Source organism: Streptomyces sp. NPDC051913, assembly GCF_044593635.1.
Classification (GTDB): Bacteria; Actinomycetota; Actinomycetes; order Streptomycetales; family Streptomycetaceae; genus Streptomyces.
Map to the genome: position 1 here is coordinate 94,421 of NZ_JBIUCI010000010.1, position 22,121 is coordinate 116,541.

15 protein-coding genes and 1 tRNA gene are annotated in these 22,121 nt (G+C 70.4%); 8 read left to right on the forward strand and 8 right to left on the reverse strand.

Going from position 1 to position 22,121, the window contains the following annotated elements:
• Positions 1–16: 16 nt before the first annotated feature.
• From ACIHIX_RS28600 to ACIHIX_RS28625, 6 genes are all read right to left on the reverse strand, one after another.
• The gene (locus ACIHIX_RS28600; protein ID WP_399961023.1) at positions 17–3,097 is read right to left on the reverse strand and encodes a type I restriction endonuclease subunit R; all 3,081 of its coding nucleotides are present in this window, start codon (positions 3,095–3,097) and stop codon (positions 17–19) included.
• Positions 3,094–4,320, reverse strand: coding sequence for a restriction endonuclease subunit S (locus tag ACIHIX_RS28605; RefSeq protein WP_399961025.1), 1,227 nt, complete (start codon positions 4,318–4,320; stop codon positions 3,094–3,096). The genes ACIHIX_RS28600 and ACIHIX_RS28605 overlap by 4 nt, the downstream gene beginning before the upstream one ends.
• A complete protein-coding gene (locus ACIHIX_RS28610; protein ID WP_399961026.1) occupies positions 4,317–6,761 on the reverse strand; it encodes an N-6 DNA methylase in 2,445 nt (814 codons plus the stop codon). The genes ACIHIX_RS28605 and ACIHIX_RS28610 overlap by 4 nt, the downstream gene beginning before the upstream one ends.
• Positions 6,762–6,938: 177 nt before the next feature.
• Positions 6,939–7,011, reverse strand: a tRNA-Arg gene (locus ACIHIX_RS28615).
• 106 nt (positions 7,012–7,117) lie between these two features.
• Complete coding sequence (locus ACIHIX_RS28620; protein WP_399961028.1) at positions 7,118–8,809, reverse strand: IclR family transcriptional regulator C-terminal domain-containing protein; 1,692 nt, start codon at positions 8,807–8,809, stop codon at positions 7,118–7,120.
• 568 nt (positions 8,810–9,377) lie between these two features.
• Positions 9,378–10,679: a M6 family metalloprotease domain-containing protein gene (locus ACIHIX_RS28625; RefSeq protein WP_399961030.1), complete on the reverse strand. Its 1,302-nt coding sequence runs from the start codon at positions 10,677–10,679 to the stop codon at positions 9,378–9,380.
• A gap of 257 nt (positions 10,680–10,936) precedes the next feature.
• Between ACIHIX_RS28625 and ACIHIX_RS28630 the strand changes: the two genes are divergently transcribed.
• Together ACIHIX_RS28630 and ACIHIX_RS28635 are read left to right on the forward strand one after the other, a co-directional pair.
• Complete coding sequence (locus ACIHIX_RS28630; protein WP_399961032.1) at positions 10,937–11,578, forward strand: TetR/AcrR family transcriptional regulator; 642 nt, start codon at positions 10,937–10,939, stop codon at positions 11,576–11,578.
• Between the two features lie 146 nt (positions 11,579–11,724).
• On the forward strand, positions 11,725–13,266 hold the full coding sequence (locus ACIHIX_RS28635; RefSeq protein WP_399961034.1) for an MFS transporter: 1,542 nt from the start codon (positions 11,725–11,727) through the stop codon (positions 13,264–13,266).
• A 106-nt stretch (positions 13,267–13,372) separates the two neighbouring features.
• On the opposite strand, the gene ACIHIX_RS28640 is transcribed toward ACIHIX_RS28635, so the two are convergent.
• Positions 13,373–13,864 carry a MarR family winged helix-turn-helix transcriptional regulator gene (locus ACIHIX_RS28640; RefSeq protein WP_399961036.1) on the reverse strand — a complete coding sequence of 164 codons (492 nt, stop codon included), beginning with the start codon at positions 13,862–13,864 and terminating at the stop codon, positions 13,373–13,375.
• Between the two features lie 145 nt (positions 13,865–14,009).
• On the opposite strand from ACIHIX_RS28640, the gene ACIHIX_RS28645 reads away from it, so the two are divergent.
• The 3 genes from ACIHIX_RS28645 (at position 14,010) to ACIHIX_RS28655 (ending at position 17,389) form a co-directional block, all read left to right on the forward strand.
• Positions 14,010–14,813: a dioxygenase gene (locus tag ACIHIX_RS28645; protein WP_399961038.1), complete on the forward strand. Its 804-nt coding sequence runs from the start codon at positions 14,010–14,012 to the stop codon at positions 14,811–14,813.
• Between the two features lie 476 nt (positions 14,814–15,289).
• Entirely contained in the window at positions 15,290–16,288 is a 999-nt protein-coding gene (locus tag ACIHIX_RS28650) for an RNA polymerase sigma factor RpoD/SigA (RefSeq protein WP_399961040.1), read from the forward strand.
• Positions 16,289–16,783: 495 nt separating this feature from the next.
• Positions 16,784–17,389 carry a TetR/AcrR family transcriptional regulator gene (locus ACIHIX_RS28655; protein WP_399961454.1) on the forward strand — a complete coding sequence of 202 codons (606 nt, stop codon included), beginning with the start codon at positions 16,784–16,786 and terminating at the stop codon, positions 17,387–17,389.
• Positions 17,390–17,468: 79 nt separating this feature from the next.
• Here ACIHIX_RS28655 and ACIHIX_RS28660 read toward each other — a convergent pair whose 3' ends face one another.
• A complete protein-coding gene (locus tag ACIHIX_RS28660) occupies positions 17,469–18,434 on the reverse strand; it encodes a helix-turn-helix transcriptional regulator (RefSeq protein ID WP_399961041.1) in 966 nt (321 codons plus the stop codon).
• 62 nt (positions 18,435–18,496) lie between these two features.
• Between ACIHIX_RS28660 and ACIHIX_RS28665 the strand changes: the two genes are divergently transcribed.
• From ACIHIX_RS28665 to pfkB, 3 genes are all read left to right on the forward strand, one after another.
• Positions 18,497–20,026 carry an MFS transporter gene (locus ACIHIX_RS28665; protein ID WP_399961043.1) on the forward strand — a complete coding sequence of 510 codons (1,530 nt, stop codon included), beginning with the start codon at positions 18,497–18,499 and terminating at the stop codon, positions 20,024–20,026.
• 247 nt (positions 20,027–20,273) lie between these two features.
• Positions 20,274–21,035: a DeoR/GlpR family DNA-binding transcription regulator gene (locus ACIHIX_RS28670; protein ID WP_399961045.1), complete on the forward strand. Its 762-nt coding sequence runs from the start codon at positions 20,274–20,276 to the stop codon at positions 21,033–21,035.
• Positions 21,032–21,979, forward strand: coding sequence for a 1-phosphofructokinase (pfkB, locus tag ACIHIX_RS28675; RefSeq protein WP_399961047.1), 948 nt, complete (start codon positions 21,032–21,034; stop codon positions 21,977–21,979). The genes ACIHIX_RS28670 and pfkB overlap by 4 nt, the downstream gene beginning before the upstream one ends.
• Positions 21,980–22,121: the final 142 nt, after the last annotated feature.

Consider the following 22,121-nt stretch of genomic DNA (forward strand, 5'->3'; position numbering starts at 1 on the left):
TGGGCGCTCTTCGCGCTCAGTGGTACTCCTCGCGCGCCTTCAGCAGTTCCAGCAGTTCGTCGAGCCGGTCGAAGCCGGCGGGCAGTGCCTGGGCGAGCGCGCGCCTGACCTTCTTCTCCTTCATCGCGTTGCCCACCCACGAGTCCGGCTTGGTGTCCAGGACGGTGGCGTCCACCACCGCGGCCGGCTCCGGTCCCTGGTCGAAGAAGTCGATCAGGGCGCGGCGGGCACCGTTGTCGGCCCACGCCGGGTACGCGGTGTCCGAGTCGCCCTCGCCGAGGCGGGACGCGGTCTCCAGCAGTTTCGCCAGGTACGCCTTGTAGTCCAGAGCGCCCTGCCGTCGCTCCTGGAGCACGGCGTCGAGCAGGTCCGACATCCTGTCGTAGTACTTCGGGTTCGTCGGGCGCTCATCGACGATCACCCTGCGCAGGGTGTTGGTGAGCGTCCCCGCCATCGCCTCGGGGTCCTCCCTGATGCCCGTGGGAAGCCTGTCGAGTGCTCCCGCCCCCTTCTCGGCGATCAACCGGATCAGTCCGGCCTCCTGGAAGTCGGCGACCACCTCGGAGGGACTGGCGCTGATGTACGTGTCGAGCAGGTGCCGCATGCCGGCCTCGTACTGGGTGAAGTCGACCTTCTCGCCGGCGCCGAGTCTGACCTCTTCCCGCACGTCGGCGTAGTGGGCGATCTCCTTTCTGATCGCGGCGGCCTCGGCGTCGCCGTAACGGGCGGCCCGCATGTCGTTGGCGAGGTCGCCGTACGCGCGGGCCACGGCCGCGACGGCCTTGTAGAGCTCGACCCGTTTGGTCTCGTTGGCTCTGAGCTGCTCGGCGTCGCCCTGTTCGGCGGCGCAGAAGTACCGCTGGTACTGGAGGGTGCCCTTCGGCGCCGCGACCGGCCCGCACAGTGTCCGGATGTTCTCCAGGGCCGCGTCGAGATCGGCACGGGCCCTGTCGAGCCGGTCGGAGAGCAGCCCCTCGACGTCCTTGGTCTCATAGCCTTCGAGGGCGCCGCCGGCGTAGTCCGTGATCGCGGACTCCAGGGAGTTGAACAGGTCGCGGTAGTCGACGACGTAGCCGTACTCCTTGTCCTCGCCGTCGAGGCGGTTGACGCGGCAGATCGCCTGGAAGAGGCCGTGGTCCCGCATCTGCTTGTCGATGTACAGGTACGTCGCGCTCGGCGCGTCGAAGCCGGTCAGGAGCTTGTCGACGACGATGAGCAGCCGCATCCGGGCCGGGGCGTTGACGAAGCGTTCCTTGACGTCCCTCTCGAACTGCTCGACCTTGCCCATCGCCTGGTCGGCGGGCTCGTCGAAGTGGTCCGCGAGCATCCGCCGGTAGATCTCGTACTGGCGCAGCCGTTCGGTGGCTCCGTGGCCGGAGTCCTCCTTGGAGATGTCGCTCGCGCGGGGTGTGTACGAGGTGACGACGGCGCACTTGAGCCCGGCGTGGGTGAACAGTTCGTAGAACCTGCACGCCTGGTAGATGCTCGCGCTGACGAGGATGGCGTTGCCCCGGCCGTCCGACAGCCGCGGCTTGGTCTCCATGTCGAGCAGGATGTCGTCGACTATCTGCCGGGCGCGCGGCTCCGAACCGGCGACCTTCCGGACGGTGCTCCAGCGCTTCTTGAGCGCGGCACGGGAGAGGTCGGTCATGCCGCGGGTCCTGGCCTCGAACCACTGGTCGACCTTGGCCTGCGAGGTCAGGTTCTGGTCGATGGTGCGCGCCTCGTACCTCAGGTCGAGCACGACACCGTCCGCGACGCCCTCGTTGAACCGGTAGGTGTGGATGAAGCTGCCGAACCGCTGGACGGTGGTGTCCTTGTCCTCCTGGAGGAGCGGCGTACCGGTGAAGCCGATGAACGTGGCGTCCGGCAGGAGCGCCTTCATGGCGTCGTGCAGTTTGCCGGACTGGGTGCGGTGGGCCTCGTCGACGAAGACGAACAGGGTGCCCTTGGCGCGGAAGCCCTGGGGGACGGTCTCCCTCAGCTCACGCACGAACTCGCTCTCGGCCTCGTCGCGGGCGCTCTCGTCCTCCGGGCCACGGAACTTGTGGACCAGGGAGCAGATCACCCACTCCTGGTTCGCGTTCAACGCGGCGAGGAGGTCGGCGCCGCTCTTCGTGCGGTAGACGGACTCGTCGACTCCCTGGAAGACCTTCGCGATCTGATCGTCCAACTCGGTCCGGTCGGTGATGAGGAGGACACGGGCGTCCGGCTGGTTCTCGCGGATCCACTTGGCGAGCCACACCATCGTCAGGGACTTCCCGGAGCCCTGGGTGTGCCAGATGATCCCGCCCGCGCGCTCGGCGATCCGCTGCTGGGCCGCCCTGACGCCGAAGTACTGGTTGGGCCGGCAGGTCTTCTTCTGCCCCGCGTCGAAGACCATGAAGTCATGCACCAGCTCCAGCAGCCGCTCCTTGGAGCAGAGCTGGGTCAGGGAGCGGTCGAGCGGGCCGGCGATGTCGGAGGGCTCACGCCAGGCGAGCCAGTACTTCTCCGGCGTGCCGACCACGCTGTAGCGCAGTCCCTCCACGTCGTTGCCGGCCATGACGAGCTGGACCGTCGTGAAGAACGACCGGATGAACTCCGGACGCTGGTTCCCGATGCTCTGCCGGATGCCCTCGGAGACGGCGACCTTCGAGCGCTTGAGCTCGATCGTCCCGAAGGCGATGCCGTTGACGTACAGCACGAGGTCCGGACGCTTGGTGTGCTGCCCCAGTACCGTCACTTCCTCGGCCAGGGCGAAGTGGTTGGCCTCGGGACGCGCCCAGTCGACGAGCCAGACCGTCTGCGTCTGCTCGCCGGCACCCGGCTTGACCTTCACCCCGTACCGGAGCAGGCCGTAGACATCCCGGTTCGCCTCGTACAGATCGCGGCCGCCGCCGAGCGAGGCGTCGCTCCTCAGCTTGTCGATCGCCTTGGTGACGAGGTGGTCGGCGTAGCCCCGGGCGCGGAGGTTGCGGGTGAGCAGCTCGACGTCGACGTTGGCGTTCGCCGCACGGTGACCCCAGTCGCCGAGGTACTCGTAGCCCAACGAGTCGCGGAACAGGGCGATGACACGGTCCTGCGTCCTGCGCTCGGGTTGCCCGACGTCGCTCACAGCGCGGTCTCCTCGGCGGGCAGGCGCGTTCGACCGGTCAGGAGTTGCTGCATCATGCCTTGCCTTACCTGCTGTGCCTTCGTGAGTCGCCGGCGCAGGACGGTCAGCTCGCCGTCGGCGTCATCCAGCGCCGCGGCGATCGCCTGCTGTTCTTCGCGGGGGAGAGGGGGAACGCCGGTGTTCCTGACCTGCGCCAGACTGATCTGCGGGTACGCCTGACCGGTCACGATGGACTCGTAGTACTCCCGCATCGAGTGCTGCGACAGGTAGTGGTACACGTAGCCGGAATCGAACCGGCCGTCCTTGATCCGCACTCTGGCGATGTGCTGGTTGATGTTCGCCTCGCCCGTGTTCGCCAGGCGGACGACGCGGCCGACATAGCCGGTGATCGTCATCAGGATGTCTCCGTCGGCGACCCGGCTCCGGCGCAGGGCGTGATGGGCGGCCGGTGAGATGAACATCGACTGCCTCAGGTCCAGGCCGCGCTCGGAGACGCACTCGCTCCGCAGGAACGGGATGCCGCTGGGTTCCCAGGCGAACCCGTATGTCGTGGGGGTCGCGCCCTTGGTGATGGACGCCGAGATCTCCCCCAGGCGCACGTCGGCCCGCGGATCGGTGCCCCCGGTGCGGCGGGTCCCGCCGGTCAGGAGGTGCTGCGTCATGCCCAGCTTGATCGCCTGCTTCTTGGCGAGCATCCGCTCGATGACGGACATCAGGGCGTCCACGTCCCCGAGGCTCTCCGCGATGCGGCGCTGTTCCGGCAGAGGGGGCAACGCGATCTCGAACGCCGCGAACTCCGTCTTGTTCACCAGGGGCACCGCTTGTTCGCCGGCCCGCTCGCGCACGAGGGGCGACAGGACACTGACGGCGTAGTACAGGAATTCGGGGTCGACCTGGCCGGTCGGGACGATCGAGTTGATCTGCTGGTTCGTGGCCAGATCGCGACCGGCGAGCCCGACCTTCCCGATCGTGGAGCCGATGCACACGAAGAGCGTCGAGCCCGCGGGAACCCGTCTCGACCGGGAGTATCCGCGGGCGGACAGCATCTTGGCCGACGCCGTCACATGTTTCGTCCGGCCGAGATCCCCGGGGCTGACGAACAGGAACTCCTGGCCGTAGTTGGAGCGGTCGCCGGTCGAGGGTGTACTGCCCGTCACCACCGTGCCGACCGAGCCGATCCGCGCACGACTCCAGCCGGGCGGAAGCGCCGCCCCCGCGCTCACGGGGCGATCCCCATCGCGGCGAGGTGGCCGGCCACCTTGGCTCCCCAGTGCTCCAGCTCCGCGTCGATGGCCCCGACCGTCTCCGCGTAGCGCTCGCCCAGCTGTCGGACGCGTCCGACGAGCGTGAACGTCAGGGAGTTCGCGACACCGGCCACCCGGTCCGCGATCGTGGCATGCCACTTGTCGTCGAGGACGAGGTGCCTGATCTCGGTCTCGTCGAGCTCTCCGTACTTCCTGAACGTCGCGAGATCGAGGGCGGCTTGGGCTTCGCGCACGGCCTTCTTGGCGCCGGCCTCTTCGTCGTACAGCCGGACCAGCTGCTGGAGCGCCTCGGCCTCCTCCGCGTCGGCTTCCGCGAGCCCCGCGCCGCGAGCCGCCCTGAGGCGGGTCGCGGCGAGGGCCTTGGAGATCTTCCCGTCGTCCATCGCCCCGGCGAGCGGGCCGTCCTCCGTGGCGTGCTCCTCGATGAACTCCTCGACGGCGCGGCTGCTGTCCGCCGCCGCCGCGCGCAGTGCGTCGACCCTCACCTGCTCGTCGGCGAAGTACCGGGCGACGACGAGCGCCGGCGGGACGAGGTCCGTCTTGTGCCTGGTGGCGCCGCGCCCGGAGCCGATGACGAGGTCCGGGGTCTCGGAGAGCTTGCGTTCCTTGTCCTCGATGGTCCTGCGGGGCCTCGCCGCCTGGCACCACCCCTCGTTCATGACGAGGAAGACGTCGTCGTGCAGGACGTCGTGCCAGTACGTCATGAGCTGTTCGTAGACGTCGTACTCGTCGAGCAGAGGGGTGTTCCTGAACCGGGCCAGCAGATCGTCACCGATGCCGGCGATCAGGTCCTTGGGGACCGTGTCCGGGTCGAGCGCGCTCAGGGCCGGTCGGTGCGCGGCGAACCAGTCGTCGACCCGGCCGCGGACCTCCGTGGCGAACTTCTGGAACTCGTCGGAGTCCAGGACCGCCTGCTGTACCTCGGCCACCTCGACCGCCAGGTCGCTGTAGCCCGGGCGGTTCGGCCGGAACAGCGTGGCACGAAGACTCGGGAACGCCTCCCAGTACCCGTTGAGCGCGTCCAGGTCGCGGTCCGGGATGCCGCCGTGCAGGTGGGCGTGCAGGTCCTGGATGTCCTGCGGCTCGGAGGAGTCGATGTACCGCGGGATGTTGAGGTTGTAGTCGTTCTTCGGGCCGGCGATCTCATCGAGCGGCACCATGCGCCCGTAGCGCTCGATCTCGGTCTGCTTGGTGAAGACGTCGACGATCTTGTGGATGTCCCGGCTGCGGAGGCGGTGCTTGTTGCCGTCCTTCATGAAGCCCTGGGAGGCGTCGATCATGAAGACGCCGGTTCGCGTCTCGGCGTCCTCCTTGTCGAGGACGATGACGCAGGCCGGGATGCCGGTGCCGTAGAAGAGGTTCGGGGGCAGGCCGATGACGCCCTTGATGTAGCCATGGTTCAGCAGTTCCCTGCGGATGGCGGCCTCGGCATGGCCGCGGAACAGCACCCCGTGCGGCAGGATGACCGCGGCCTTGCCGTTGTCCTTCAGGGACTTGAGGAGGTGCAGCAGGAAGGCGTAGTCGCCGTTCTTCTGCGGTGGCCGGCCGAACTCGAAGCGGCCGTAGTCGTTCTCCAGGCCGTTGCTCCACGAGTCGGTCGAGAACGGCGGGTTGGCGACGGCGAAGTCGAAGGTCCGCAGGTGGCCGCCCTGGGTGAACTGCGGGCTGGTGAGGGTGTCGCCCTTGCGGATGTCACGGTCCTCGTAGCCGTGGAGGATCATGTTCATCTGGGCCAGCGCCCAGGTGGCGTTGTCCTTCTCCTGGCCGTAGACGGTCAGCCCGCGCGGAGCCTCGTCGGTCACCCTCAGGAGCAGCGAGCCGGAGCCGCACGTGGGGTCGTAGACCGTGTGGTCCTGCCGCGTCTCCGCGTCGATGCCGAGGACCTTGGCGAGTACCTGGGAGACCTCGGCCGGGGTGTAGAACTGCCCCTTCGACCGGCCCGACTCCGTGGCGAAGTGCCGCATCAGGTACTCGTAGGCGCCGCCCAGCAGGTCCTCGCCCCCGGCGCGGCTGCCGCGGAAGTCGAGATCGGCGAAGATCGTCACCAGCTTGGAGAGCCGGTCCTGCATGTCCTTGCCCTTGCCGAGCTTCTCCTCGTCGTTGAAGTCGGCCAGGTCGATGACCTTCTCCAGCCCGTTGGCCTCGGCGAGCCGACGGATGATGTCGTTGGTCTTCCGGCCGATCTCCTTGTCGCCCTTGAGAGCGACCATGTCGTCGAAGGACCCGCCGACGGGGACGTCGATCAAGGAGTGCGGGTCGGACTTCGCCTTGTCCGTCACGTACTTCACGAACAGCAACGTCAGCACGTAGTCCTTGAACTGACCGGCGTCCATGCCGCCGCGCTGCTCGTCGCAACTCCGCCACAGCGAGCGGTACAGATCCGACTTCTTGAGAGCCACTGCCGTCCTTCACGCGACACCGTGTGACGGTCACGTCACGGGGTGATACTCCAAACGAGTGTCTCCACGATAGCGCCGGCCACTGACAGCGCCCCTGACCGTCACCAGGCACGAGAAAGGCCTCCCGTTCGAAGAGAACGGGAGGCCTCTGCTCCTTTGACCTGCTGCGCAAGTCTGTGCCCCCGGCAGGATTCGAACCTGCGACACCCGCTTTAGGAGAGCGGTGCTCTATCCCCTGAGCTACGAAGGCAGGGTGGCGTGGATCTCGGTGAGATCCGGCGACCAGCCTAGCGGATAAGGGGTGGGCGGTGGGAAGGTTCGCTTCCGCGCAGGTCAGGTGGGGAGGGGTGGGGCCGTCAGGCCGTCGGGACGCGGGTGAAGCGGCCAGCCGTGTGGAAGTCCTGTTCGATCGCCGTCGCGGTGGCCCGGAGTTCCGGGAGCAGGTCGCTCACGCATTCCGCGGGGGTGCGGCGGGTGGTGTGCATCGCGGTGTTCAGGGCCGCCACCACCCGGCCCCGGTGATCGCGCACCGGGACCGCGATCGAGCGCAGGCCCGCCTCCAACTCCTCGTCCACCAGGGCGTACCCCCGGATACGGACCTCGGTGAGGAGTCGGTCCAGGGCCGCGCGGTCCGTCAGGGTGTGCGGGGTCAGCGGGCGCAGCTCCCCGGGGGTGCGGCGGGCCGGGGGGAGGTCGGCGAGCAGGACACGGCCCATGGAGGTGGCGTAGGCCGGGAGCCGGGTGCCGACGGTGAGGTTGACGCTCATCACGCGGTTCGTGGCGACGCGGGCGGTGTACTGGATCTCGTCGCCGTGCGCGGTGAGCACCGCCAGTGACGCCGACTCGTGGATGCGGGCGGACAGGTCCGCCAGGTGCGGGGTCGCGATCTCGGAGAGCGTGGTGCGGGCCAGGGGCGGGAAGCCCAGGGACAGCACCCGGGGCGTGAGGGCGAAGGTGCGGTGCCCGGTCGCGGTGACGAGGCCGAGGTGCTCGTAGGTGATCAGGGCGCGGCGGGCCGTGGCGCGCGCGAGGCCCGTCGCCTTCGCCACCTCCGTCAGGGTCAGGGCGGCCCGGCCCTCGCCGAAGGCGGTCAGCACGGTCAGCCCGCGGGCCAGGGATTCCACGAACCCCCTGCCGAGCTCCTGCTTGGACGCCCCGGTCCAGGTCGCCAGGCCCGAAGGGCCCGACCCCGGCTCCGGCGCGGACGTCTGGCGCAGTTCCCGTTCCATGTCCGCCACCGCCGCCCGCAGCCGGGGCAGCAGGGTGTCCCGCAGCCCGGCCGCCGTGTGCCGGCTGGTGTGGCTGACGACGCTCGCCGCGCACGCGATCCGCCCGGTGTGCGGGTCCCGTACCGGTACCGCGACCGCCACCAGGCCCGGTTCGATCAGCTGGTCGTCCAACGCCCACCCGTCGACGGCCGCTTGCGCCGCCCGGCGCTCGAACTCCTCGTCCGGTCGCGGGTGTTCACGGGGCGGTACGGCGGGAAAGCCCCGGTCCCCGGGGTCCGCCGCCCGGCGTTCCCGCCAGGCGCGCCGGTCCGCCTCCGTCCACTCCGTCGCGAACAGGGCTCCCGGCGCGGTGCGTTCGGCCGGCAACAGGTCGCCGATGCGGAAGCTCAGGGACATCGCGCGGCGGCGGGTGGCCTGGTGGATGAAGCGGATGCCGTCACGGTCGGCGACCGCAAGCGACACCGACTCGTCCAGTTCGTCGGCCAGTTCGTCGGCGCGCGCGTCCAACAGCGCGGGCAGCCGCAGGGCGGCCAGATAGGCGTTGCCGAGGTCCATCAGCCGGGGGGTGAGGACCACGTCCCGGCCGTCGAGGCGGACGTATCCCATGCGGGCGAGGGTGGCGGTGATGCGGTCGATCGTGGAACGGGCGAGGCCGGTCGCCCGCTCCAGCGCGCTCGGGGGCAGCGTGCCGCCCGCCTCGGTCAGCTCCCGCAGTACCGCGATCCCGCGGATCAACGGCGTGACCGCCTCGGCCGGCACGGCGGCAGGGGCCGCCGGCGCCACGGCGTCGTCCATGGTCGTGATCGTCTTCGCGGGCATTCGCTCTCCGGTACGGCAGTCGCGGAAGCCCTACGGTAAGCCTGCGCGACCCGCCCGGGTGGTACCGGCCAGCGGGCCCGCCCGGGTGACACCGGTCCGCGCCCCCGCCCGGGTGGTGCCGGTTCGCGCCCGGTCCGGGTGGTACTGGTCCGCGCCCCCGCCCCGAGTCGTACCGGCCTGCGGTCCCGCCCGGGTCCTACTGGTCGGCGGCGGTCCGGGTGGTACCGCTCTGTGCCCGGTCCGGGTCGTGCCGCTCAGCGGCCCTGCCCGCGCGCCGCACCGGTCCGCGCCGCGTCCGGTCCGCACCGCTCAGTGGCGCTGCCCGGGTCGTGCCGGTCCCCGCCCGGTCCGGGTGGTACTGGTCCGCGCCCCCCGCCCCGAGTCGTACCGGCCAGCGGCCTCGCCCGGGTCGTACCGGTCCGCACCCCGCCCCAGCCGTACCCTTCCGCACTCGCCCCAGCCGTACCCTCCCGCACCCCGCCCCAGCCCTACCCTCCCGCACCCCGCCCCAGCCGTCCCCTTCCCCACCCCGCCCGGGCATACCGGCCAGGCCCGGTCCCGTGGCTGCTCAGCCCCGTGTCACCCGTACCCGGTAGTCGCCCGACGGATCGACCCCCGTCACCTCGATGCGGATCCCGTGTCTGCGGTCCTTGAAGACCTGGCCCGGGGTGAAGGGGGCGTCGGAGAGTTCCGCGTGGACGTTGGGGCTGCGGGTGCAGCCGCCGCTGTCCCGGCGGGAGTCGTAGACCGTGACCGGGCCCATCCCGGTGTCGACGTCGGCGTCCACCTTGTAGATCAGCGCCCCGGGCCGGCACACCGTCTCGTCGTTGCCCTCGCGGGTGCGCAGCTCCACGGCGTATCCGGTACGGCCGCTGACCGGCACGAAGAGCAGCTTGGGCCCGCCGGTCCCGGCCATCGGGGTGAGGGTGTACTCGGTGGCGCCGCGGGCGGTCGCGCAGGCCACCTGGGAGGCGTCCAGCCAGCCCAGCTTCCACTTGTGCCAGCCGAGGAGGTCGTTGTTGGCGCCCCAGTCCTCGCTCATGATGTCCCAGTGGCCGACCGAGCCGCCGCCGCCCGCCGTGTAGAGGTCGGGCAGCCCGAAGACATGTCCGTTCTCGTGCGGCAGGACCCGGTAGCCGGTCTGCGCGTAGGAGCCGGAGCCGTCGTCCTGACGGGAGTAGACGAAGGACGCGTTGGCGACCGGCACGCCGTCGGCGACCGGGGCGTCCGGGTTCCCGGCGAAGGTCACCGACAGGACCGTGTCCAGCGCGGGGGGCCCGGCGTTCGGGGTGACCAGCACGTTCAGGAAGTCGTACGACCGGAAGTCCACCTTCGGGTCGGCCGCGGCCACGATGTCCTGGACCAGGTCCCGGTAGCCGGGGTCGAAGGGCGCGCCGCGCTCTATGCCGTACGACGCGAAGGGCTTCGGCATGCGCAGCCAGGTCGGGATCGGCGTCTCGGGGCGGTAGTCGAGGCGGCCGTAGGAACTGGTGCGGAACCAGTCCTGGGTCTGCGGGAAGAACTCGCGGAAACGGTCGAGGGCGGGGCCGCGGCCCCGCGCGTCGGAGAAGTCGATCATCAGGGTGAGGGCGCGGACGGTGCCGGTGGAGCGGGAGTAGCCGCCGGTGGTGGGGACGCCCTCGGACATCTGGATCGCGGAGCCGCCGCGGATCAGACAGGGGCCGTGGGCGGAGGTGCGGGCCAGTGCGGTCGGTCCGGCGCCCGCGGGTGCGGGGGCCGCCGCGAGGTGGCGGGTACCGGCCGAGGTGCTGACCGCGAGGGTCAGCGCGGTCACGGACACGAGGGCGGCGACGCGGCGCGGGCGTATCCGACGGCTGGTCTGCTGTGCTGCCCGGCTGGTCTGCTGCAATGCACGGCCCTCTCCGTCCACGGCAGCCGCAGGTCCACGGGCTGCACCCTTGCGATCACCCTGTGTCGTGGGGTGCGCGGGCGCGCGCTGGAGGGGCCGAACGTGGGTTTCTCGGACGAGAGGATGTGACTCAGGTCACGTCACTTCTTTCCCTCAACCTGAAATAACCGGGGAGCGTCTCCCCGTTTAGACCTGTGTTCGCGCGAAACGGGGAGAGCCTCCCCGGATCGCCAGACCACCCGACCGAGGAGTACGCCGTGACCGTGACCGCTGTGCAGAAGAAGGTGACCCGGCCCCGCGCCGACGCCCTGCGCAACCGGGAGCGCATCGTCACCGCCGCCCGGGAGATGTTCACCGAGTTCGGCCCCGATGTGCCGCTCGACGAGATCGCCCGCCGCGCCGGTGTCGGCAACGCCACGGTGTACCGCAACTTCCCCGACCGCGACGCGCTCGTCCGCGAGGTCGTCTGCTCCGTCATGGACCGGATGACGGAGGCGGCCGAGCTCGCGCTCGCCGAGACCGGGGACGCCTTCGAGGCGCTGGAGCGCTTCGTGCACACCTCCGCCGACGAGCGGGTCAGCGCCCTGTGCCCGATGATCCAGAGCACCTTCGACCAGAACCACCCGGACCTCGAGGCCGCGCGGCTGCGGAGCGAGGAACTCGTCGGGGAGCTCATGGACCGGGCGAAGGCGGCCGGCCAGCTCCGCGGTGACATCGGCGTCGGCGACCTGATGGTCGTCGTGGCACAGCTCAGCCGGCCCCCGGCCGGTGCCATGTGCCTGAGCGCCGACCGGTTCGTCCACCGCCATCTGCAGCTGTTCCTGGACGGTCTGCGGGCCCCGGCCCGCTCCGACCTGCCGGGTACGGCCATGACCATGGAGGACCTGCGCCAGGCCTGACCGATTAGTCCAGCGCCCCACAGCAGTCACAGTCACTACAAGCGCTCGGCAGTCACCACAGCCGACGTTCACCGGCCGTCGCGTATCGGCGGACCGTCCCCTCACGACACTTTTTTCCGTCACGAAGTCCCGAAGTGGGTATCCCCATGTCTCAAACAGCCGCCAAGGCTCCCGACGCACCGGCTCCGTCCGGTGACGCCAACCGCTGGAGGGCGCTCGTCTTCATCGCGCTCGCCCAGCTGATGGTCGTCCTCGACGCCACCATCGTGAACATCGCCCTGCCGTCCGCCCAGGTGGACCTCGGCATATCCGACGGCAACCGGCAGTGGGTCGTCACGGCCTACGCCCTCGCCTTCGGTGGCCTCCTCCTCTTCGGCGGCCGGATCGCCGACCTGTGGGGCCGCAAGAACGCCTTCGTCGTCGGCCTCATCGGCTTCGCCCTCGCCTCCGCGCTCGGCGGCGCGGCCACCAACCAGGCCATGATGTTCGGCGCCCGCGCCCTCCAGGGCGTCTTCGGCGCGCTGCTCGCGCCCGCCGCGCTCTCCCTGCTCGCCGTGATGTTCACGGACGCCAAGGAGCGGGCCAAGGCGTTCGGCATCTACGGTGCCATCGCCGGTGGTGGCGGTGCCGTCGGCTTCATCCTCGGTGGCGTGCTGACCGAGTACATGGACTGGCGCTGGACGTTCTTCGTCAACATCCCGTTCGCCATCGTCGCCGCGCTCGGCGCCTACTTCGTCATCCGTGAGCCCGAGGGCGGCCGCAACCGCAACCCGCTCGACATCCCCGGCGTCCTGCTCTCCACCCTGGGTCTGGTCGCGCTGGTCTACGGCTTCACCCGCGCCGAGTCCGACGGCTGGGGCGACTCCGTGACCGTCGGCATGTTCGTCGCCTCCGCGGTCCTGCTGCTCGCGTTCGTCGTCACCGAGGCCAAGGTCAAGGCCCCGCTGCTGCCGCTGCGCGTGGTCACCGACCGCAACCGCGGCGGTATCTACCTCTCGCTCGGTATCGCGATCATCGCGATGTTCGGCACCTTCCTGTTCCTGACCTACTACCTCCAGGTCGTGAAGGGCTTCTCGCCGATCAAGACCGGCTTCGCGTTCATGCCGATGATCGTCGGCATGATGGTCGGCTCGACCCAGATCGGCACCCGTCTGATGACCCGCCTGCCGGCCCGCCTGCTGATGGGCCCCGGCTTCCTGGTCGCCGCGGTCGGCATGCTCTTCATGACGCAGATGGAGATCGGCTCGTCGTACGCCTCGGTCATCCTGCCCGCGATGGTGCTGCTCGGTCTCGGCATGGGTACGGCGTTCATGCCCGCCATGTCCCTGGCCACCATGGGCGTCGAGCCCCGGGACGCCGGTGTCGCCTCCGCGATGGTCAACACCTCGCAGCAGGTGGGCGGCGCGATCGGTACGGCGCTGCTGAACACGATCGCCGCCTCCGCCACCACGTCCTACATCGCCGACCACATCGGCTCCGCGACCTCCAAGTCGCAGGCGCAGCTGGTGGCGCTGGAGGGCCAGGTGCACGGTTACACCAACGCGATCTGGTTCGCCGTCGGCATGCTGGTCCTGGCCGCGGTCATCGTGGTGACCCTGGTCAACGCCGGCCGTCCCGACACCTCGGTCGTGGCCGGTGCCGGGGAGGGCGCGGAGGACGAGCTGCCGGTCCCGGTCGTCGCCCACTGACGACGACGACCGGACGGTCGTATCCCTTCGGGCCTCGTACGTACGGGGACGGGGACGCTCCGTACGTACGACCACGAGGGCCCCGGCCCTCGGGATCTGCCCTGGTTCAGCGGAGCCAGGGCAGATCCGCACCCGCTTCGTTGGGCTGAAGTCCCTCGGCGACGATCTGCATGATCTCGCCGAGGGACTTCTGCTGTTCCGGGGTGAGCCGGTCGAACATCGCCTGGCGTACGGCGCTGACATGGCCGGGCGCGGTGCGGCTCAGGACGGCGTGCCCCTCGTCGGTGAGGATCGCGAACTGGCCGCGCTTGTCGGAGGGACAGTCCTCGCGGCGGACCCAGCCGTTCTTCTCCAGCCGGGAGATGGCGTGCGAGAGCCGGGACCGGGTGATCTTCGCCTTCATCGCCAGCTCGGTCATCCGCAGCCGGCGCCGCGGCGCCTCGGCGAGGCCGACGAGCAGCCCGTAGTAGATGTGCGGCATGCCCGCGTCCCGCTGCAACTGGCGGTCGAGGTGGTCCTCCAGAAGAGTGGTGGCGTGCATGTAGGAGCGCCAGACGCGCTGTTCCTCGGCGGTGAGCCAGACGGGTTCTTCGGCCATGTCATCCACTGTACGAGAAGGCTCCTTGAAAGTTAAACAAGTTGGGGGTATGTTCGTGGAGGTAGAAGTTTTAGAGTTCAAGTAACAGTTCCAGTGACCCCTGGAAAACTGTGTTCATATAACACCTTTCGAAGGGAGCCGCGCCATGTCCGCCGCAGCTCAGGACGCGACCAGGGAGCGTATGCCCGCGCTCTATCTCAGTCACGGCGCTCCGCCGCTCGCGGACGACCCGATCTGGCCCGGCGAACTCGCCGCCTGGTCCGCGGACCTCCCGCGCCCCAAGGCGATCCTCATGGTCTCCGCCCACTGGGAGGAGGCCCCGCTCGCCCTCGGCGCGGTCGAGACCATCCCCCTCGTCTACGACTTCTGGGGCTTCCCCGAGCACTACTACCAGGTGACGTACGGCGCCCCCGGCGCACCCGCGCTCGCCGAGTCCGTCCGCAAGCTGCTGCGCGCCCCCGGCACCCCCGTCCAGGACATCCCGGACCGCGGCCTCGACCACGGCGCCTACGTGCCCCTCGTCGAGATGTTCCCCGAGGCCGACATCCCGGTCCTGCAGATCTCCATGCCGACCCTCGACCCCGTCAAGCTCATGGAGATCGGCCGCAAGCTGGCCCCCCTGCGCGACGAGGGCGTCCTGATCGTCGGCTCCGGCTTCTTCACCCACAACCTCGCCGCGCTCCGGCACACCGGCGGGGGAGTGCCGAGCTGGTCCTCCGAGTTCGACGACTGGGGCCGCCGGGCCCTGGAGACCCGGGACTGGGACGGACTGCTCGACTTCCTCCACAAGGCCCCGGCCGGCCGCTACGCCCACCCGCGCACCGAGCACTTCGCACCCCTCTTCGTGACGATGGGCGCGGCCGAGGTCTCCGGCGAGCTGGACTCGCAGCGCTCCGTGATCGACGGGTTCTGGATGGGGATGGCGAAGCGGTCGGTGCAGTTCGGCTGAGCCGGTACGCCCCGCGGGACATAAGGGCGGGATGTGGTGTCGCTGTGAATTCCCCGGGAGAGCGCTGACCTGGCAACCATCGAGGGGTGCCGGCCGTCTTCTGGGGCAGAGGACGACCGACGGCGGCTGTTTTCCCGGTCCCTTTCCCGGGCCGGGACGATCCCGCCGAGTGTGACGGGCGTCTCACGGGCGCGGGGGCGGGAGGGGTTCATGAGAAGCCGGGGATCGATCGCGACTCATGGTCTGACCTGCGGCTCCGTGGAACCGGTCAGCACCGTCGCCGACCGTGCGGCCGCGCAGGATACTGCATGATCAGAAAAATAGGGGGACGGGTTGGGAATTCTGTCCTGATTCCAGTCGTTGTTTCCATCGGAAGCAGGGCACCCGAGGAGAGTCCGGACCGGACAGTGCCGGACCGGATCGGGACCAGGCAGCCAAGGACCACCCGCCAGCCCACATCGCAAGGGAGCACACGCATGGCAACCCGTGCCGTCGCCCGTCGTCAGTCCGCCTCCGGCGAGGCCGTCGACAAGGCACGCAGTGTTCGCGCCCACGCCGGCGAGATCGCCGACCGCGACCTGGTCGGCATGTACCTCGACGAGATCGCGCGCACCCCGCTGCTCGACGCCGCCAAGGAAGTCGAGCTGTCCCAGATGATCGAGGCGGGTGTGTTCGCGCGGCAGGTTCTCGACGGGTACGAGGAGTCCAAGGCGGACGCCACCCGCGAGGAGCTCGAGGCGCTGGTCGACGAGGCCGAGCGGGCCAAGGACGTCTTCATCCGTTCCAACCTCCGCCTCGTGGTCGCGGTCGCCCGCCGCTACCCGCGCAGCGGCCTCCCCCTGCTCGACCTGATCCAGGAGGGCAACGCGGGCCTGGTGCGCGCGGTGGAGAAGTTCGACTACCGCAAGGGCTTCAAGTTCTCCACGTACGCCACCTGGTGGATCCGCCAGGCGATCACCCGCTCGATAGCCGACCAGTCGCGCACGATCCGCCTCCCCGTCCACCTCGTCGAGGAGCTCGGCCGCATCCGCCGGGTCCAGCGCGAGTTCAACCGGGAGAACGGCCGCGACCCGGAGCCCGCCGAGATCGCACAGGAGCTCGGCTCCACCCCCGAGCGCGTGACGGACGTCCTGGACTGGGCCCGCGACCCGGTCTCGCTGAACATGTCGATCGACGACGACGGCGACACCCAGTTCGGGGACCTGCTGGAGGACACCTCCGCGGTCTCGCCCGAGCAGTCCGTCCTGACCCTCCTGCGCAGCGAGGAACTGGACGACCTGATCGGCCGCCTCGACCAGCGCACGGCGTCGATCATCAAGATGCGCTACGGCATCGAGGACGGCCGGGAGCGCACCCTGACCGAGGTCGGCAAGGAGCACGGGCTGACGCGCGAGCGCATCCGCCAGATCGAGAAGCACGCCCTGCTGGAGCTGAAGAAGCTGGCCCGGGACACGGGGTTCGACGCGGCGGCGTAGGGCCGACCGCGTCGACGCGGGCGTGCCCGCGCACGCCGGGTGTCGCAACACGGCGCAAACATGGCTGTGTTGGGTCGCTTCAACAGACAGGACCCTGGGAACAAGACTTCAGGGTCCATGAGTTCAGGTACATGAGTTCGAGAACGTGAGCCGTACGAGTCCGGTCCTCTGGCGAGGGCCGGGCCCCCAGAGCCAAGTCCCGACGCACTCCCCCCGGCGCCGGGACTCTCCCTGAGCCGGACTTCGGCGCCCTCCCCCGGGTGCCGGGGTCCGGCTCTGCTTTTTGCTCGGCCGGTGGCAAGGCATGCTGGACGGCAGGTCACCCCGTACCTGAACCACGGGGTGGCCCGCCGGATGGCAGATTGTGTCACATGGGCATAGCCTGCCGATGTGAGCAGCCCCACCCCAGCACCGCGTTCCACCAGTTCTTCCCGTGCGTCGGCATCGGGGCAGGCCTCGGCCTCGCTGACCGAGCGGCGCAAGGCCGAGACGCGGATGGACATCGCCAGAGCGGCGGCCGGGCTCTTCGTCCAGCGCGGGCTGCGTGCCACACGCGCCGAGGACATCGCCCAGGCCGCCGGAATCGCGCCGCGTACGTTCTACCGCTATTTCGCGACCAAGGAGGAGGCCGTCGCCCCGCTCTACGCGGCAGGCGCCCAGCGCTGGGCGGAAGCGGTGCGGGAGGCGCCGGCGGAACTCTCCGTGCCGGAGGCCCTGGAACACGCGGTACGCCGGACCCTCACGCCGGGTGCCGGAGTCTCCGCCGCCTCCTGGGAATGGGTACGCACCCTGATCCGCCTGGCGGAGACCAGCCCGGCGCTGGGCAAGGTGTGGGCGGAGGTGTGCCGGGACGCGGAGCGGATGTTGGCGGAGGTGCTGGGGGAGCGGGGCGGTGGGGCGGCCCAGGTGGCTGACAACGTTGCCGCTCCTGTCGTCACCGCCGAACTCCGTTTCGCGGCGGCGGTCGCGAGCGCGGCGGTGCGGACGGCGGTGGAGGCGTGGGTGGCCACGGACGCAAGGGCGACCGGGCCGACGGGACCGGCGGAGCTGGCGTTGCGGAACCTGGGGGTGTTGGAAGGGTTTCCGTGGGAGCGGACGTAACTCCCCGGCGCGAGCAGTCGTGCCGCAGGACCGGCACCCGCCCAGCCCCCACCCCGGGCAGCTCTGACCGGGGCCCGGTTCACCCACCCGCGGCCCGGACCAACCGCTCCCCCAACCCCCTTACACACTCCACCAGTTCACCGGGCGACTCCACCGTGAACTCCACCCCCGTCATGGCAAGCCGAATCGCCAGCCACTCCACCGCGTCCCCCGACTCCGCCCGGAGCCGGCAGTGCCCCTCGCCCGTCGGTTCCGGCGTCCCGACCCACCCCGGCACCCGCGCCGCGACCACCTCCGCCGAAGCGGCGAACGTGACGGCGAACTCGTACGTCTCCTGCCGTCGGTACATCGACTGCCGCAGATACTCCGCCGCGCTCCCCGTCGGCAACTCCCGCGGAGCGAACCGCGCTCCCGTCGCGAACGGCTCGCTCACCCGGTCGACCCGGAACGTGCGCCAGTCGTCGCGATCGAGGTCGTACGCGACGAGGTACCACCGCCGCCCGGTCGACACCAGCCGGTACGGCTCCGTCACCCGGCGCGACTCGGTCCCGTCCTTCGTGCGGTAGGCGAACCGCAGCCGCTCGTGCCCGGCGACGGTCGAGGCCATGACGGTCAGCGTCTCGGGCGCGATGCTCGCTCCGTCCCCGCTGGTCAGCGGCGTGGTCGCGGCCTGGAGGGTGGAGACACGGTGCCGTAGCCGGGACGGCAGCACCTGCTCCAGCTTGGCCAGCGCCCGTACGGACGCCTCGTCGACCCCCTCGACCGCGTGCCCGGCCCCCGCCCGCAGCCCGACCGCGATGGCGACCGCCTCCTCGTCGTCGAGGACGAGCGGCGGCATCGCCTTGCCCGCGACGAGCCGGTAGCCGCCGTCGGAACCCTTGCTGGCCTGCACCGGGTAGCCCAGTTCGCGCAGCCGGTCGACGTCCCGCCGCACGGTACGGCGGGACACCCCGAGCCGGTCGGCGAGCTCACCGCCGGGCCATTCGCGCGGGGTCTGGAGGAGCGAGAGGAGTTGGAGAAGCCGGGCCGGAGTATCCGTCGTCATGAGTTCGAGGATGCCGTAGATCTAGGACACGATCTGACCTAATCGGGTCGTAGCTTGAGCACATGACCTCCACCGAAACCGTGGTTTCACCGCTCTCTCCGTCTTCGGCGCCCACGCCCGACCGGCGCCGCTGGTTCGCCCTCGCGATCGTGATGACCGCGGCCTTCATGGACCTCGTCGACGTCACGATCGTCAACATCGCCATCCCGTCCATCCAGGCCGAGGCCGGCGCGAGCGTCAGCCAGATCCAGTGGATAACGGCCGGCTACGCGCTCGCCTTCGCCGCCGGTCTCATCACCGGCGGACGTCTCGGCGACATCCACGGCCGCAAGCGGCTCTTCCTCATCGGCATCGGCGGCTTCACCCTCGCCTCCGCGCTGTGCGGCCTCGCCGCGAACCCGGAGATGCTGGTCGCCTCGCGGATCCTCCAGGGCGGTATGGCGGCGCTGATGGTGCCGCAGGTGCTGTCGATCGTGCACGCGACGTTCCCGGCGGAGGAGCGTGGCAAGGTCTTCGGGCTGTTCGGCGCGATCGTCGGCCTGGGCGCGGTGTCGGGTCCGCTGCTCGGCGCCCTGCTGACGGAGTGGAACATCCTCGGCCTGGAATGGCGCCCGATCTTCCTCATCAACCTTCCGGTCGGCATCGCGGGCCTGATCCTCGGCAGCCGCTACATCACCGAGTCGAAGGCGCCGCGTGCCCTGCGGCTCGACCTGGTGGGCGTCGCCCTGGTGACCCTGGGCCTGCTCATGCTGCTCTACCCGCTGACCCGGGGCCGTGAGCTGGGCTGGCCGCTGTGGGGGTACGGGTCGATGGCCGGCGCGCTCGTCGTCTTCGCCGCGCTCGTGACGTACGAGAAGCGCAAGGCGGCCCGTGACGGCTCCCCGCTCATCGAACTCTCCCTGTTCCGCGTGAAGAGCTTCGCCGCCGGTGTAGCCGTCCAGACGGTCTTCGGTATCGGCCTCGGCATCTTCTTCCTGGTGTGGACGCTGTACATGCAGGTCGGACTGGGCTGGCGGCCGCTGAAGGCGGGCCTGACCGGGGTGCCGTTCTCGATCGCGGTCTCCCTGGCCGCCGGGCTGTCGGTGCAGAAGCTGGTACCGCGTGTCGGAGGCCGTGCGGTCCTTCAGTGCGGCGCGCTGACCATGGCCGCGGGCGTTCTGCTCTACCTCTGGGAGGCCGGCCGGTACGGCACCGCCATCGCCCCCTGGCAGATGGCGCTCCCGCTGATCGTGATGGGCCTCGGCATGGGCCTGATCTTCGCCCCGCTGACCGACATGGTGCTGTCCGGCGTACCGCGCGAGCACGCCGGATCGGCGTCCGGCCTCATCAACACCGTGCAGCAGATGGGCAACGCGCTCGGGCTCGGCCTGGTGTCGGTGGTCTTCTTCAGCGAGATCCCGGACGCGCTGCGTCGCGAGCAGGTGGGACCGGTCTTCGTCGACGCCTTCCAGCACGCGCTGGGCTGGGTCGCGGCGGTCATGGCCCTGATCTTCCTGCTGATGTTCGCGCTGCCGAAGCGCGGGGCGCAGCATCTGGAGGGGGCGGGGGAGGAGCCGGTGAGCACGGGCGAGAAGGAGCTGGAGCTCGTCTGACCTGAGCGCGTGGCTATTTGAGCGCGTGGATATCTGAGCCCGTGGATATCTGAGCCCGTGGAGAAAGGCCCGGCGCCCCGTGCGCGCCGGGCCTTCGGCATGCTCCCACCAGGCCGAAAGTCCGTTCATGCCCGAATCAGGCCCGAACCTGTTTACTTTCCGGAAATCCGGGCGTAGCCTCCAGGCGAAACCACAAGTTCGGGCACACGTCGGAAACGGTCGGACATCGAGTCGGAGGCGAGCGGACATGTACGCACCGGAGCGGCAGCAGGAGATCCTCCGGCTCGCGCGTGACGGCGGGCGGGTGGACGTGCTCTCACTGGCCGAGGAGTTCCAGGTCACCGCGGAGACGATCCGCCGGGACCTGAAGGCCCTGGACCGCGCGGGCCTGCTGCGCCGCGTGCACGGCGGAGCCATCCCCGCCGGGCGCCTCGACTTCGAGCCGGACCTCGCCGAGCGCGAGACGACGGCGGCCGACGAGAAGGACCACATCGCCAAGGCGGCCGTCGCCGAACTCCCGACCGAGGGCACCCTGATCCTCGACGCCGGCACCACGGTCGCCCGGCTGGCCGGCGCCATCCCGTTGGAGGCCGCGCTCACCGTCGTCACGCACAGCCTGCCGATCGCGGCCCGCCTCGCGGACCACCCCGGCATCCAGCTCCACCTCGTCGGAGGGCGCGTGCGACACCGTACGCGCGCCGCCGTCGATGCCTGGGCGCTTCGCGCGTACGGCGAGATCCGGGCAGATGTCCTGTTCGTGGCGGCCAACGGCTTCTCCGCCGACCATGGCCTGACCACCCCCGACCTCGCCGAGGCCGCGGTCAAGCGCGCGGCGATCGCCGCCGCCCGCCGTGTGGTGCTGCTCGCCGACTCCTCCAAGCACGGCCAGGAGCACTTCGCCCGCTTCGGCGACCTGAGCGACGTGGACCTGCTGATCACCGACAGCGGGCTGAGCCCCGAAGACGCCACCGCCATCGAGCGCGGCGGCACGGAAGTAGTGCGCGCATGATCCTCACCGTCACCCCGAACCCGTCCCTGGACCGCACCTACGAGGTTCCCTCGCTGGAGCGCGGCGAGGTCATCCGCGCCACCGGCGAGCGCATGGACCCGGGCGGCAAGGGCGTGAACGTCTCGCGCGCCGTGGCGGCCGCGGGCCGGCGTACGGTCGCGGTGCTGCCCCTGGGCGGTGCGCCGGGTGCACTCGTGGCGGATCTGCTCGACGCGCAGGGCATCGAGGTCGCGCCGGTCCCGGTCGCGGGCGCCACCCGCTCGAACATCGCGCTGGCCGAGTCCGACGGCGTACTGACGAAGATCAACGCGCCGGGCCCCGAGCTGTCGGCGGAGGAGCAGGAACTGCTCCTGGAGACGGTACGGGCGCAGTCGCGTGACGCGGACTGGATCGCGTGCTGCGGGAGCCTGCCCCGGGGGCTCGCACCGTCGTGGTACGCCGACGTGGTCGCGCGGGCGCACGCCGGGGGCGCGCGTATCGCGCTGGACACCTCGGGGCGGGCGCTCCTGGAGGCGCTGCGCGAACGTCCCGACGTGGTGAAGCCGAACGCCGAGGAGCTCGCGGAGGCCGTCGGGCGCCCCCTGGCCACGGTGGGCGACGCGGTGAAGGCGGCCGAGGAGTTGCGCGAGATGGGCGCACGCGCCGTGCTCGCGAGTCTGGGCGCCGACGGCCAACTCCTCGTGGACGGCGCGGGCACCTGGTACGCCGGCGCGCGCGTCGACGCCGTACGCAGCAACGTGGGTGCCGGCGACTCCTCCCTCGCCGGCTTCCTCATCGCGGGCGGCAGCGGCCCGGAGGCCCTCGCCTCCGCCGTCGCCCACGGCGCCGCCGCCGTACAACTGCCCGGCAGCGTGATGCCGACCCCGTCCGACCTGGACCCGGCCGCGGTCACGGTGACGGCGGAGGTACCGGTTGACCGCGCACTGAAGGAGCCGGTGTCATGACGAACCGTTTCGCTCCTGGGGCGCTGACGCCGAAGGCCCCCGGCTCTGCTCGCGGGGCGTTCCCCACGCGCTCGGCACTCCCCAGTGGACCGGCCATGAAGCGGCGAGACTCCCCGTTACTCGTCGCGGCCCGCGGGAGGCA

What these genes read in the sequence shown, in the direction of transcription:
- ACIHIX_RS28655 (WP_399961454.1), top strand. Translation starts at nt 16,784, where the DNA reads ATGGACATCGCCAGAGCGGCGGCCGGGCTCTTCGTCCAGCGCGGGCTG.
- ACIHIX_RS28620 (WP_399961028.1), bottom strand. Translation starts at nt 8,809, where the DNA reads ATGCCCGCGAAGACGATCACGACCATGGACGACGCCGTGGCGCCGGCG.
- ACIHIX_RS28640 (WP_399961036.1), bottom strand. Translation starts at nt 13,864, where the DNA reads ATGGCCGAAGAACCCGTCTGGCTCACCGCCGAGGAACAGCGCGTCTGG.
- ACIHIX_RS28670 (WP_399961045.1), top strand. Translation starts at nt 20,274, where the DNA reads ATGTACGCACCGGAGCGGCAGCAGGAGATCCTCCGGCTCGCGCGTGAC.
- pfkB (WP_399961047.1), top strand. Translation starts at nt 21,032, where the DNA reads ATGATCCTCACCGTCACCCCGAACCCGTCCCTGGACCGCACCTACGAG.
- ACIHIX_RS28645 (WP_399961038.1), top strand. Translation starts at nt 14,010, where the DNA reads ATGTCCGCCGCAGCTCAGGACGCGACCAGGGAGCGTATGCCCGCGCTC.
- ACIHIX_RS28665 (WP_399961043.1), top strand. Translation starts at nt 18,497, where the DNA reads ATGACCTCCACCGAAACCGTGGTTTCACCGCTCTCTCCGTCTTCGGCG.
- ACIHIX_RS28635 (WP_399961034.1), top strand. Translation starts at nt 11,725, where the DNA reads ATGTCTCAAACAGCCGCCAAGGCTCCCGACGCACCGGCTCCGTCCGGT.
- ACIHIX_RS28650 (WP_399961040.1), top strand. Translation starts at nt 15,290, where the DNA reads ATGGCAACCCGTGCCGTCGCCCGTCGTCAGTCCGCCTCCGGCGAGGCC.
- ACIHIX_RS28660 (WP_399961041.1), bottom strand. Translation starts at nt 18,434, where the DNA reads ATGACGACGGATACTCCGGCCCGGCTTCTCCAACTCCTCTCGCTCCTC.